This window comes from Saccharothrix sp. CB00851, from assembly GCF_001905065.1.
In the GTDB taxonomy this organism is placed as follows: domain Bacteria; phylum Actinomycetota; class Actinomycetes; order Mycobacteriales; family Pseudonocardiaceae; genus Actinosynnema.
This window is the reverse complement of the sequence record NZ_LWLC01000020.1, coordinates 1-12,878: the sequence shown is the minus strand read 5'-3', so window position 1 is coordinate 12,878 and position 12,878 is coordinate 1. Positions and strand designations below refer to the sequence as shown.

The following is a 12,878-nucleotide window of genomic DNA, read 5'->3' as shown; positions in this document are numbered from 1 at the left end:
GAGTCTCGTGGTCTCCGACCGCGAGGAGCGCCCGCCATGACCGAGCCCGCCCACCGCCTCACCACCACCGAACTGGACCGCGGCATCCTGCTGGTGGGCGTGTCCGGCGCCCTCGACGCGGCCACGCACCGGCCGGTCGTGGGCGAACTCGACGCCGTGTTCGAGGCACGCCCGCCCGGCGTCGTGCTCGATGTCGGCGAAGTCGAGTTCATGGGCTCGGTCGGCATCGCCATGCTGGTCAACTGCCACCACCGGGCCGGCCGGCTGCGCATCCCGTTCGCCATCGTCGCGAACACCCGCGCCGTGCTGCGGCCGTTGCAGATCAGCCAGGTCGACGCGGCCCTGCCGCTGCACCCGTCCGTGGACGAGGCGGTGGCGGCGGTGCGGCTGGTGTCGACCTGACCGCACGCCGGGAGCGCGCCAACCGGATCAGCCCGAGCGCCACGAGCACGCCCAGGAAAGCCAGCCCGAACGGCCGCAGCGTGCGCGTCCACGGCCATGCCCGCCCGCTGAGCGCGAGGTGGTCGGTCGGGTACTCCAGCACCCGGGCCGTCCACGTCGCCGTCGCCACGTCGGTGGTGCGCGCCAGGTCGCGCAGCACGCCGTCGAACGGGAACCCGCCGTCCTCGTGCGGGTAGACCGCCTCCACGGCCAAGTCCGCCCGCCGTTGCGCGGCCCGCGCCCCCGGCACCACCAAGCGGTCCACGTCACCGCCCGGCTCCGCCCTCGGCACGAACGTCAACCCGTGCCGCGACCGGACCGGCCCGGCACCCACGGCCACCGTGCGCACGGCCAACGACTGGCCGTAGGTGTCGAACACCGACGCCAGCTCGATCTCGCCGACGCCATCGGTCAGCAGGACCCCGGTCGTGTCGCGGTCCCAGCCGAACGCGGTGTTGAGCGCCACCACGGCGTCGGCCGGTCGCACCCGCGCCTGCGCCATCGACGCCGCGGTGCCCGGGTGGTAGTGCCGCCAACCGGTCGCCTCCGCCGCGCGGGCCGCGGCGTCCGGGCCGACCAGCCGCTCGACCACCCGCAGCGTGCCGTCGACCCCCGACAGGATCCCCGCCGTCGTGATCACGTCACCGTCGTCCACGTACCGGGTGCCGCGAGCCCAGACGACGTCCGGGTAGTCGTCCTCGAACGCGTCCAGGCGCAACCAGTGCGCGGTGGCGTCACGGCCGTCGAGCAGTCCGGCCAAGGCAAGCACCCCGGAGCCGTTGCACACGCCGAGCAGCAGCGCCCCACCGGCCGCCTGCCGCGCCAGCCAGTCCGTGACCGACTTCGACGTGGGTTCGCCCAGGTCGGGCATGGCGGGCACGACCACCACGTCGGCCGCCTCGCCGAGCAGGTCCTCCAGCCCGGCGAACGTCAGGTCCGGCACCAGGTCGAGGCCGCCGGTGAGCGATGCCGGGCGGGCGGACGGCGCGACCGCGTAGACGTTGAACGCGCCGGTCGTGGCCAGGATCTCGTAGGGGGCGAGGGTGTCGGACACGACGGCGCCGCGGTCACCCACCACGACCACGGCGGTCGGCTTGGCCGGATCGTGCGCCACCCGTGCGGGCGGGGGAGAGGCGCCGTCCGCACGTGCCGCGTTCAGGTGGTCGAACGCGGCACGGACGGTCGGCGCGCCGAGCGCGGTGGGCAGGGCGAGGGCGGCGAGCAGGAAGACCGCGATCCGCGCGACGGTGCGCATGGTCAGCACCCGTACTCGTGGCGGCGGCGCCACATCGCGACCAGCATCGCCGGGACCATCAGCACGTGCCCGGCGGTCATCAGCGCCATCCCGGACAGCGCGCCGGCCCAGTGGAACGGCAGCAGCACGACGAACGGCGCGAACATCGCGACCGACATCTCCGCGATACCCGCCCAGCCGTGCCGCCGGATCCTCATCCACAGCCCCATGCCCAGCGACATGTTCGTCGCCATCACCAGCACGTGCGCGGTCACGTTGTCGGTCAGGCCGGGCCAGGCGAACGACCAGACCGGCTCCAGCGCCACCATGCCGACCACCATGGACACGGCCATCTCCACCGCGTGCCGGGCGAAGCGCAGCCACCGCTTGCGGCCCGTCCGGGTGACCGTCTGCTCCGAACTCATCACAGCTCCTCCGTTGCGATCCGTTGTGCGCAAGGGAGATCCTGTGCCGCCGGGGCGGCGCGGTCAGGTGCCGAAGGTCATGCGTGAGGTCACATGACCTCAGCAGAGCCCGAGTTCACGGGCGCGCAGCGCGGCCTGCGTGCGGTCGCGCACCTGGAGCTTGGCCAACACGCTGGTGACGAGGTTCTTCACGGTGCCCTCGGCCAGGTACAGGCTGCCGGCGATCTCACGGTTGCTCCGGCCTTCGGCGAGCAGCCGCACGACCTCCAGCTCACGGTCCGACAGCGGCACGGGCACGTGCCGGGGCGGTGGGGCGCCTTCCTGCGGCAGCTGCGCGACGCGCGCCACGAGCTTCGCCGCCACGGACGGCTGCAGCACCGACTCGCCGCGCCGCGCCGCGACCAGGGCCTCGACCAGCCGGGCCGACGAGACGTCCTTGAGCAGGTAGCCCAGCGCGCCGGCGCGCACCGCCGCGAACACGTCCGCGTCGTCGTCGAACGTGGTCAGCGCCAGCACCCGCACCCCGGGCTGCTCGACCCGCAGCCGGTCGGTGGCCGCGATGCCGTCCAGCACGGGCATCCGCAGGTCCATCAGCACGACGTCCGGCCGCAGCTCGGCGCACAGCCGCACGGCCTGCTCGCCGTCACCGGCCTCGCCGACCACCTCGATCCCGGGCTGCACCTCCAGCAGCGTCGCCAGCGCCTCCCGGAACAGGGCCTGGTCGTCCACGATCAGCACGCGCACGGGTGAGTCGGTCATGCCGGCACCTCGACCGTCAGCGTCACGCCACGCCCGGCGGCCGAGTCGACCGACACCCGGCCGCCCAGCCCGGCGACGCGTTCCTCGAGCCCGACCAGGCCGAACCCGCCGCCGGGGTCGCCGCCGAGCCCGCGGCCGTCGTCACGCACCTCCAACCGGACCAGGTCGGGCCCGTAGTCGAGCACGACGGTCGCGGCGGTCGCTTCGGCGTGCTTGCGCACGTTGGTCAACCCCTCCTGGGCGGCCCGGAACAACGACTCCTCGACCTCGGCGCGGCAGGCACGGGCCGCGCCGCGCACCTCGACGTCGGTCGGCACACCGGCCTCGGTGACCTCGGACGCCAACGCGCGCACCGCGTCCACCAGCGGCTCGGGCCGGGGTTCACGCAGCGCGGCGACCGAGCGGCGCACCTCGGCCAGCGCCTGCTTCGACTGGTCCTGCGCCTTGGCCAGCATCGCGTCGAGCCGGTCGGGCTCGGCCGTGCCGATCACCGCGCGTGCGGCCTGCAGGAGCATCTGGACGACGGTCAGGTGGTGGCCCAGCCCGTCGTGGATGTCGCGGGCGACCCGGTTGCGCTCCTGCGTGATCGCGAGCTGCTCGGCCTGCGCCGCGTACCCGCGCAGCCGCTCGTTGGCCACCGCGAGTTCCGCGCGGGCGCGTTGCTCGCGCACCAGCAGCTCCGTGATGACGACCGTGAACCCGGTGACGGCCAAGGTGCCCAGCCCTTCGCGCAGCCCGTCGGGCCACTCCATCTCCACGTGGATCAAGGGGATCACAGCGGCCACCGCGGCGGCGGCCGGCAGCGGCAGCAGGAGCACGCCCTGCGCGACCAGCACCACCAGCAACAGCACCGCGCCCACCGCCGCGCCGGACAGCGCGAACAGCACGAACCCCAGCGGCAGCTGGACCAGGACGTACGCCGCGGCGAACGCCCTGCTCCGCCGTTGCACGAACGGGAAACCGAAGACGGCGAGCGCGCCGTAGGCCAGCCCGACGAGCAGGGTCGGCACGAGCGACTGCTCGAAGCTCTCCGACCCGAGCGGCAGCGTCACGTACGCCACCACCGTCAGGATGCTCAACGCCCTCTGCACGCCACCACTGTGCTTGAGCGCGAACACCATGGTCAACCGAGGTCGACTGAATCGAAACAGTCGTGGTCGCGGGTTCGGCTTCACCCGGTTGGGGTATTCGCCGAAGGCGTCAAACAGCCGGCGCATCGACAAACCCGACCGATGGTCGGAGAAGGCGGCGATGCGCGATGGAACTGGACTTCGACGACGCGTTGACCTGGGGCCTGCGAGGCTACGTCCGCGAGGTCACCGGGGCGCTGGGGCTCTCCGGCGAGTGCTCGTACGTGCAGGCGGATCGGCCCGTCTCGGCCTACCTGGCGCTGGACGGCAGGCTGCCCGGGTTCCCGGACCGCGACGTGGCGCTGCTGTGGGACGAAGAGCACGGGTGGTCGGCCGCGGTGGAGACGCACAGCGGCGAGGACGTCATCGTCCAGGCGCACTTCGGCCCGGACGTCCTGCCGGCCCCGGAAGCGGTCGCCCGCTGGGTCCGCGGCCTGATGCGCGGCGACCGGTCGGCCCGGCCGCTGCCCGAGTCGCCACGCGACCGGCGCGACCTGGTCGGACGCCTCGCGCCGTACACGGCCGCCGCCGTGGTTCCGCTGCCGCGGGGCGCCTGACCGTCCACTGAGGACGCACGGTGTCGGGTGCCGCGCAACGGGTACACCGACGTCATGGGTACCCAGCCGTGCGTCGCCGCGTCGAGCCAGTGGGTGGACGAGGACGGTGTCCGCCAACCGTCCGGCGACGTGCACGCGTGGACGCCCGGCACCAACCAGACGCTGTGCGGCCAGGCGCTCAGCCGCAGCCGCCTCGGCCGGTTCCGGCACGTGCCGTGGGCGGACGCGGTGTGGCTCGCGCAGACCGCCGAGCAGAACCTGTCGCTGTGCCCGCGCTGCACCGCCGCCACCACCCCGCGCGCCGAACGGGGCGGGCGCAAGTGGACGCGGCACCGCCCGCGCCCGTGACCGATCGCCCCGCCAGGACAACGCGGCCGGCGGATAGCCGGTCCCGGCCGTGCGGTGCCAGGGTGGAGGTGGACGACGGGAGGCTGATCATGGCTGACGGGAAGCCCACGAACCGCACCGACGTCGACAAGGCGCTGCTGGGCCACTCGACCTACCGGGGTCTGGGCGAGCAGCGGTTGTCCCCGGCCGAGGAGAAGTTCGAGCGCGGACGCCGGACGGTGGGGCTGTGGCTCGCACCGCTCGTCGCGATCGTGTTCCTGGCCCTGCCCCTGGACATCCCGGGCCACCAGCAGACGCTGGGCGGCATCCTGCTCGGCGTGATCGTGCTGTGGATCACCGAGGCGGTGCCGATCCCGATCGGCGGCCTGATCGGTGTCGCGTTCATCGTGATCCTGAACGTCGTGCCGCCCGACGCCGCGCTGCGCCCGTTCGGCTCGTCGACCATCTTCACGTTCATCGGCGCGTTCATCCTGGCCCAGGCCATGCTCAAGCACGGCCTGGCCCGCCGGTTCGCGTTCCGGATCCTCGCCCTGCCCCGGGTCGGCTCCTCGACCACCGGCGTGATCGTCGCGTTCGGCGGCATCACCTGCGTGCTGTCCGCGTTCGTGTCCAACACGGCCACGGTGGCGATGCTGCTGCCGACGGCGCTGGGCATCCTCGGCGTCATCGCGAAGCTGTTGCAGGACCGGGGTCTCGTGGCGGCGGACTTCGACCCGCTGCGGCTGCGGGTCGGCGCGGCGATCATGCTGATGCTCGCCTACGGCGCGAGCGTGGGCGGCCTGCTGACCCCGGTCGGCACGCCGCCGAACCTGATCGGGCGCGGCCTGATCGAGGAGGCCACCGGCGAGCGGATCTCGTTCGCCCAGTGGACGGCCACCGCGCTGCCGATCTGCGCGCTCATGTTCGTCGCGCTGGCGGTCGTCCTGCTGCTGCTCAACCGGCCGGAGATCCGGCGCATCGAGGGCGTGGCCGATTACGTCGCGCGCGAGCGGGCGGCCATGGGACCGCTGTCCCGCGCGGAGAAGAACACCCTGATCGCGTTCGGCGTCACGGTGACGCTGTGGATCGTGCCCGGCGTCGTCGCGTTGGTGGCGGGCAACGACTCGGACGTCTACGCGGTGATCAGCGACCGGTTGGACGAGGGCATCGTCGCCGTGCTCGGCGCGTCCCTGCTCTACCTCCTGCCGACGGACTGGCGCCGGCGCGAGTTCACGCTGCGCTGGCGGGACGCGGCGGAGATCGACTGGGGCACCATCCTGCTGTTCGGCACCGGCATCGTCTTCGGCTCGCTGCTGGCGAGCACCGGCCTGGCCAAGACCCTCGGCGAGACCGCGTCCGACGCGCTCGGGCTGAGCAGCGTCGTGCCCATCACGATCTTCGCCGTGGTGCTGGCGATCGTGGTGTCGGAGACGACCAGCAACACCGCGTCGGCGGCCGTGGTGGTGCCGATCGTCATCCCGATCGCGGTCGCCGCCGGCGTCGACCCGTTCGTCCCCGCGCTGGCCGCGACGTTCGCCGCGTCGTTCGGGTTCATGCTGCCGGTGTCGACGCCGCAGAACGCCGTCGTCTACGGGTCCGGCGTGGTGCCGATCACGAAGATGATCAGGTCCGGCATCTCGTTCGACGTGCTCGGCGCGGTGCTGATCCTGCTCGGCCTGCCGGTGATGGTGGCGCTGGTCGGGATCGGCGGCTGACGCGCCGCGCGCGCAACCGGTGGGATGATCTCCCCGACGAGGGGAGGGACACGTGGACCCGGTTCCCGTGCACCGCGAAGCGGTCCGGTCGGACGTGCCGCGGATCGCCGCGCTCATGCGCCGGTCGGTGCTGGAGCTGTTCCCGCATTTCCACGACGAGCGCGAGACCGTGAGCGCGGCACGCTACCTCACCGAGCCGGACGTGGTGCTGATCGACGACGGCACCTACTTCGTCCACGAGGTGGGCGGGGACGTCGTGGCGTGCGGCGGGTGGAGCAAGCGCGACAAGCTCTACACCGGATCGGGGGACCGGCCCACCGACGGCCGGCTGCTCGACCCGGCCGCGGAGCCCGCGCGGGTGCGGGCGATGTTCGTCCGCGGGGACTGGACGCGCCGGGGTCTGGGCCGCGCCACCCTGGCCGCGTGCGCCCGGGACGCCGAGGCGGCCGGCTTCCGGTCCCTGGTGCTGATGGCCACGCTGCCCGGCGTGCCGCTGTACCGGTCGTTCGGCTTCCGCGAGGTGAATCGCACTCGGGTTCAGCTCCACGATGGGGTGACGTTGGCCGGGGTGGAGATGGCCTATCCGCTCGACTGAGCGCAGCGCTTCCGCCACGGTCGGGTGAGCCTGTACACGTTGCGGTGACGTGGCCGGCGCTCGTCCACGCCGCTTCTACGCTCGGTGGGTATCCCGGCGTAGGAAGCAGATGATCCTGATGACCCGGTCCACCATCCTCATCGCCACCGAGAAGCCGGCGGAGGACAACACCGTGCCGGCGGCCAAGGTCGAGCAGGTCTGCGCGCACCTGGGCGAGTGCGGGCACCAGGTGATGGTCGTCCACTCGGCCACCGACGCCGCCTCGGCGATCACCGCGCAGCCCGACCTCGCCGCCGCCGTCGTGAGCTGGGAACTGGCGGGCGGCGCCGTCCGACCCGCCGACACCGGCCCGGCCGTGGAGGGCGGGGTGCTGCGGATGCTGCTGGACCGGTTCTCCTCACGGCTGCCGGTGTTCCTGCTGACCACCGGCGACTACAGCGACGAGACACCGCTGTGGGTCTCCGAGGTGATCAACGGCTGGATCTGGCTGCTGGAGGACACCCCGGACTTCATCGCGGGCCGGATCGACTTCGCCGCGCGCCACTACCTCGACCACATCCTGCCGCCGTTCTTCCGCGAGCTGCGCCGGTTCGACGACACGCACCCGTACTCGTGGCACACCCCCGCGCACGCCGGCGGCATCGCGTTCCTCAAGTCGCCGGTCGGGCGCGCGTTCTTCGACTACTTCGGCGAGCGGCTGTTCCGCACCGACATCTCGGTGTCGGTCGGCGAACTCGGCTCCCTGTTCGAGCACACCGGGCCGGTCGGCGAGGCCGAGCGCAACGCCGCCCGGATCTTCGGCGCCGACGAGACCTACTTCGTGCTGCACGGCACGTCGACGTCCAACCGGATGATCGTCCACAGCGCGGTGGCCAACGACGAGATCGTGCTGCTGGACCGCAACTGCCACAAGGCGATCAACCACGGCGTCACGCTCGCCGCCGCACGTCCCGTCTACCTGGTGCCCACCCGCAACGGCTACGGGATCACCGGGCCCATCCCGCCGGAACGGCTGTCCGCGGCGGCGGTGCGCGCGCAGGTCGACCGCACACCGATCGCGGCGGACGCGGTGAGCCGGGACGCGGCGTACGCCGTCGTCACCAACTCCACCTACGACGGGCTCTGCTACGACACCGTCCGGGTGACCGAACTGCTCGGCGCGTCGACCAGGGCGCTGCACTTCGACGAGGCGTGGTTCGCCTACGGCCGGTTCAACCCGCTCTACGCGCGCCGGTACGGGATGGCGGCCGACCTCGACGCGTTGCCGGAGGACCAGCGGCCCACGGTGTTCGCGACCCACAGCTCGCACAAGCTGCTGGCCGCGCTGTCCCAGTCCGCGATGGTGCACGTGAAGTCCGGCGGCAAGGCGCCGTTCGACCGGTCCCGGTTCAACGAGACGTACATGATGCACGGCACCACCTCGCCGCTGTACCCGATGATCGCCTCCTGCGACGTCGCGGCGGGCATGATGGACGGCCCGGCCGGGAACTGGCTGACCACCGAGGCGATCACCGAGGCGGTCCGGTTCCGGCAGGCGATGATCCGGCTCGGCAGGCGGCTGGCCGACGCGGGCGACCGGCCACCGTGGTTCTTCGGCGTGTGGCAGCCGAGCGAGGTCACCGACCCGGCCACCGGCGAGCGGGTGCCGTTCCACCAGGCACCGCTGGACCTGCTGCGCACCGAACCGGGCTGCTGGACGCTGGAACCGGACGCCGGGTGGCACGGCTTCCCCGACCTGGAGCCGGGCTTCTGCCTGCTCGACCCGGTGAAGGTGACGATCACCTGCCCCGGCGTGGACGCGCTGGGCGACGTGTCGGCGTTCGGCATCCCGGCCCGGGTGGTCACCGCGTACCTGGAGACCCGCCGGATCGTGGTGGAGAAGACCGACGTCTACACGTTCCTCGTGCTGTTCTCCATGGGCATCACGAAGGGCAAGTGGGGCACGCTGCTCGACGCGCTCACCGACTTCAAGCAGCTCCACGACCGGGACGCACCGCTGGGCGACGTGCTGCCCGACCTGGTGAAGGCGCACCCCGAGCGGTACGGGCCGCTGACGTTGCCGCAGCTGTGCGACGAGATGCACCACACCCTCGCCGACAGCAAGGTCGTGCAGCTGCTCAACGAGGCGTTCACCAGCCCGACGCCGCCCACGGCCGTGATGACGCCGGCCGAGGCCTACCAGCGGTTCATCCGCGGCCGGACCGAGCTGGTCGGACTGGACGACCTGGCCGATCGCGTGGTGGCCACCCAGGTCACCACCACGCCGCCCGGCATCCCCGTGCTGGTGCCCGGCGAGCGCGTCGGGTCGCCCGACAGCCCGCTGCTGCGGTACCTGCGCGTGCTGGAGGCGTTCGACCAGCGGTTCCCCGGGTTCGCGGCGGAGACGCACGGTGTGCACCACGAGGGTGGCAGGTATTGGATCTCGTGCGTGGCGGAATGACGTGGTGGGCTGGTCGGGTGGTGGTGACAGTCGACGGGAGGGGTCGTGCGCATCGGCAACACCAGGGTGGAGTTCCTCGGCGGTCGGGCCGGGTGCCTGACGATGCTCGTGGTGTCGATCCTGGTGTCGGTGCTGCTGACCGTGCTGCTCAACGCCCTGCTGTGAACGGTGGCGCGGCCGTGTAGTGATGGGCGCGGGTGGCCTTGGCCGCCGAGTCGCCGAGGTGGATCACGACCCGGCAGCCGGGGTCGCCGATCGCGATGCGCTCCTCGAGCGTGACGGCGGCACGACCGGTGTTGCGCGCGGCGATACCGCCGAACACGGCGGTGGTCATCCGGCACAGCGATGGCGACTGCCGCACCTCCAGGCCGAACGGGCACTGGCTGTTGACCAGCACGATCCGCTCGTCGGTCACGTCGACCACGCGGAAGCCACCGCCGATCGCCGCCTTGAGCCGGACCGCGCAGTCGGCGATCTGCTGGGGCGTCAGCGCGGTGCCGGTGGTCCCGGTGGCCTGCCGGAACTCCAGTTCCGCCTGACCGCCGACGTCGACGGCGACCTGCGCGATGGCGCGTTGCGCGGCGTCGGGCCCTTGCTGCGCTTCGACGGCGTTGGCGAGCTGCACGACCAACGCGCGCAGGAAGCTCTCCCGGCCGAAACCGCCGCGCGGACCGGCCTCGGACAGGTGCGGCAGCGGGTTGACGGTGTGCCGCGGTGGATCGAGGGGTTCCACCGGACGGGTGAGGGGCAGCACCGATTCCACGGCCTTGCCGACCCGGCGGGCGGCGACCGTGAACTCCGGGGCGAGCTGCGAGATCAGCCAGAGCCCGCGACCGCGCGGCTGGGCGGTGTCCGGCACGTGCTCGGGGAGGGTGAACGTGGCGCCCATGTCGCGGACGGTGAGCACCGGGTTGGCCTCGGACCACTCCAGTGACACCCAGATCGGGCCGTCGCTGTGGTCGATGGCGTTGGCCAGCATCTCCTGGGCGATCAGCTCGGCGTCGGCCAGGTGATCCGGATCGGTGTCGGAGTGGCGGGCCAGGTAGTCCCTGATGTCACGGCGCAGCGCGGTCGGGACCCGCCGGTCGTTTCTGTCCAGGAACCAATCCACAACGGCACGTCTTCCGGGTCGTCGGCCGCGGGGCGCGGGCCTACGGGGGAAAAGGGTAATTCCTCTCGGGTCGTGCTGTCAGCCTGCCGGTCGTGGTGTCGGCGGACGACCCGAGAGGATCACTGGCGGAGGCGGAGCAGCGCGCGGACGGTGGTGCCCTCCGCGTCGGAGTGGACGCGCACCAGGTCGGCGAGGTCGTTGACGAGCAGCAGGCCGAGCCCGGACGTCCCGTCGGGCTCCGGTGGCCGACGCCCGACCAGCGGATCGGTGAGCCGGCCGCCGTCGCGGACCTCGCACACCAGGTGGCCGTCCTCGGCCCACACGCCGAGCCGGCACGGGCCGGAGGTGTGCCGGAGGCTGTTGGTGACCAGCTCGCCCGCGATGAGTTCGAGGTCGGCCAGACGTGGTTCGGCCAGGCCGAACCGGCGGGCGCGGTCCGCGGCGAACCGGCGTGCCGGGGAGAGGTCGGCGGGTCTGCTGACGGGGAACGCGTGGTCGGCGGTGCCGGCGGCGTCGGGCAGCGGCGCGTTGTAGCGGGCTACGACGCGGTCCGGGGCGTACCGGTCGCTGGTGTAGCGGCGGTCGGCCTCCCAGACCACCGGGTGGGTCTGCCTGGCGTCGGCGATCGCCGTGTCGTCCAGCGCGGAGGTGTCGTAGAGGCACAGGATCGTGACGTCACGGCCGGTGAACGCGGCGTTGATCAGCGCTTCGTGCTGCGCGCAGGCGGGGTACTCGACGCCGGACCGGCTCGCCCAGATCGGCTCGCCGATGATGCGCACGTGGCTACCGGTGCGGGCGTCGGCGAACCGGCGCAGCACCCGGGCGATGATCCGGCCCGGGTTGCGGCCCTCCTCGGCCATGTCGAGCATCGTCACGTGCCGTGCGGCGTCGCCCAAGGCGTCGTCCAGGGCGGCGCGCAGCAGGGTGAGCCGCTCGCCGGGGACGGCCACCGCGACCGGTTGGCCGAGGTCGACGCCGTCGGTGACGAACGGGACGAGGGCCGCCAGGTACTCCGCGTCGGAGCGGTAGAACAGGGCCGGGTGGATGAACAGGGGGTCCGGTTCGGTGCTGATGGCGCTGAGGCCGCTGGTGTGGTTGACGGCGTTCACGCGACGGGCTCCACGCGAACACCGGGGAGGTCGAGCAGGCCCGCGATCCGCGCCGCGCCCGGGAACGCGGTGCGCAGGACCAGCGTGGTGGCCCGACGGCGGGCGTATTCGTCGAGGCTCATCAGGCCGCGGTGGTCGATGAACGTCAGGCCGGCGCCGTCGAGCACGACCCGCCCGTCGCGGGGCTGCGGCCGGACCCGCTCGAGGACCTGCACCAGCACGTCCCGGTTGAACATGTCGATCTCCCCGCTGAGTTCGGCGCTGTGGCCGGGTCTGGCCGAGGCGTGCAGCCGGAAACCGACACCCGGCAGGTTCGTGCTCGGGTGCACGCTGGCCAACTGCTCCAGCGCCTGCTCGCTGAGCCGGGTTCGGTCGTAGGCGCACAGCGCGGAGAACGGGTGGTCGGCCATGTACCGGTCGACCAGGTGCTCGTAGTGCAGGAACGCCGTCAGCTGCGCCGGGCTGCGCACCAGGGGCGTGGCCTCGGAGGCGACCCGCAGCCCGCGGTACCCGGCCGCTACCGCCTGCTCGGTGGCTTCCGCGTAGGCCTCTACCTGGCGTTGCGGGTCGATGACGGCGCCGTCGGCGTACCGCGGCTCCAGCGGGGCGACCTGCGCCGCGCCGCTGGCCAACGCCGCCTCGATCCCGTCGAGCCCGCGGACGGAGTCGGTGAGCGTCTCGGCGTCCCCGGAGCCCACGTAGAGGACGCGTTGGCCGCGGGAGAGGCCGTCGAGGAGGAACTCGGCGACGCGCAGGCCGACGTCCGCCCGGTCGTCGTACGACCAGCACACGTGGTCGTGACGACCCAGGTCCCGAGTGTGCAGCACGATTCCCGACCTGCGCATACGGGATAACTTAGCGGGGCGGCTGGAGGACGGCACCTGCCGGTGGGTAGGTGTGTCGGCTTGTGGCTGGGTCGGCTTGGTGGGTTGGGTCGGCTTGTGGCTGGGTCGGCTCGGTGGGTTGGGTCGGCTCGGTGGTTGCTCCCGGCTCGATTTGACATGGGGCCCCTTACCTTGATCTTTAACCTGTCGC

13 protein-coding genes are annotated in these 12,878 nt (G+C 72.5%); 6 read left to right on the top strand and 7 right to left on the bottom strand.

Annotated elements, in window-relative coordinates; translation table 11 throughout:
* Window positions 1–36: 36 nt before the first annotated feature.
* Window positions 37–402, top strand: a complete 366-nt coding sequence (locus A6A25_RS20015) for an STAS domain-containing protein (RefSeq protein WP_073892196.1) — start codon at window positions 37–39, stop codon at window positions 400–402.
* On the opposite strand, the gene A6A25_RS20010 is transcribed toward A6A25_RS20015, so the two are convergent.
* The 4 genes from A6A25_RS20010 to A6A25_RS19995 form a co-directional block, all read right to left on the bottom strand.
* Window positions 323–1,696: a DJ-1/PfpI family protein gene (locus tag A6A25_RS20010; RefSeq protein ID WP_083668501.1), complete on the bottom strand. Its 1,374-nt coding sequence runs from the start codon at window positions 1,694–1,696 to the stop codon at window positions 323–325. The two genes, A6A25_RS20015 and A6A25_RS20010, sit on opposite strands and share 80 nt — an antisense overlap.
* A gap of 2 nt (window positions 1,697–1,698) precedes the next feature.
* Window positions 1,699–2,100 (bottom strand): hypothetical protein, encoded by a 402-nt coding sequence (locus tag A6A25_RS20005; protein ID WP_073892192.1) that lies wholly within the window; start codon window positions 2,098–2,100, stop codon window positions 1,699–1,701.
* A gap of 99 nt (window positions 2,101–2,199) precedes the next feature.
* The gene (locus tag A6A25_RS20000; protein WP_073892191.1) at window positions 2,200–2,859 is read right to left on the bottom strand and encodes a response regulator; all 660 of its coding nucleotides are present in this window, start codon (window positions 2,857–2,859) and stop codon (window positions 2,200–2,202) included.
* Window positions 2,856–3,980, bottom strand: coding sequence for a sensor histidine kinase (locus tag A6A25_RS19995; RefSeq protein ID WP_083668500.1), 1,125 nt, complete (start codon window positions 3,978–3,980; stop codon window positions 2,856–2,858). Before A6A25_RS19995 ends, A6A25_RS20000 begins: the two co-directional genes overlap by 4 nt.
* Before the next feature lie 137 nt (window positions 3,981–4,117).
* Here A6A25_RS19995 and A6A25_RS19990 point away from each other — a divergent pair, with 137 nt between their 5' ends.
* The 5 genes from A6A25_RS19990 to A6A25_RS19970 all read left to right on the top strand — a co-directional run bounded on the left by A6A25_RS19990 (window position 4,118) and on the right by A6A25_RS19970 (window position 9,623).
* On the top strand, window positions 4,118–4,546 hold the full coding sequence (locus A6A25_RS19990) for a DUF6292 family protein (RefSeq protein WP_073892190.1): 429 nt from the start codon (window positions 4,118–4,120) through the stop codon (window positions 4,544–4,546).
* 54 nt (window positions 4,547–4,600) lie between these two features.
* The gene (locus tag A6A25_RS19985) at window positions 4,601–4,894 is read left to right on the top strand and encodes a hypothetical protein (protein WP_073892338.1); all 294 of its coding nucleotides are present in this window, start codon (window positions 4,601–4,603) and stop codon (window positions 4,892–4,894) included.
* Between the two features lie 89 nt (window positions 4,895–4,983).
* Window positions 4,984–6,588 (top strand): SLC13 family permease, encoded by a 1,605-nt coding sequence (locus A6A25_RS19980; protein WP_073892336.1) that lies wholly within the window; start codon window positions 4,984–4,986, stop codon window positions 6,586–6,588.
* Between the two features lie 52 nt (window positions 6,589–6,640).
* Window positions 6,641–7,183, top strand: coding sequence for a GNAT family N-acetyltransferase (locus tag A6A25_RS19975; protein ID WP_073892189.1), 543 nt, complete (start codon window positions 6,641–6,643; stop codon window positions 7,181–7,183).
* A 109-nt stretch (window positions 7,184–7,292) separates the two neighbouring features.
* A complete protein-coding gene (locus A6A25_RS19970) occupies window positions 7,293–9,623 on the top strand; it encodes an Orn/Lys/Arg decarboxylase N-terminal domain-containing protein (RefSeq protein ID WP_241828805.1) in 2,331 nt (776 codons plus the stop codon).
* A gap of 148 nt (window positions 9,624–9,771) precedes the next feature.
* Here the strand turns inward: A6A25_RS19970 and A6A25_RS42325 are convergent, their stop codons facing one another.
* The 3 genes from A6A25_RS42325 to A6A25_RS19950 all read right to left on the bottom strand — a co-directional run bounded on the left by A6A25_RS42325 (window position 9,772) and on the right by A6A25_RS19950 (window position 12,688).
* Window positions 9,772–10,734 carry a methanogen output domain 1-containing protein gene (locus A6A25_RS42325; protein ID WP_143193285.1) on the bottom strand — a complete coding sequence of 321 codons (963 nt, stop codon included), beginning with the start codon at window positions 10,732–10,734 and terminating at the stop codon, window positions 9,772–9,774.
* A 119-nt stretch (window positions 10,735–10,853) separates the two neighbouring features.
* Entirely contained in the window at window positions 10,854–11,843 is a 990-nt protein-coding gene (locus tag A6A25_RS19955; protein WP_241828804.1) for an anti-sigma factor RsbA family regulatory protein, read from the bottom strand.
* Window positions 11,840–12,688 (bottom strand): MEDS domain-containing protein, encoded by an 849-nt coding sequence (locus A6A25_RS19950; RefSeq protein ID WP_073892188.1) that lies wholly within the window; start codon window positions 12,686–12,688, stop codon window positions 11,840–11,842. The genes A6A25_RS19955 and A6A25_RS19950 overlap by 4 nt, the downstream gene beginning before the upstream one ends.
* Between the last annotated feature and the right edge of the window lie 190 nt (window positions 12,689–12,878).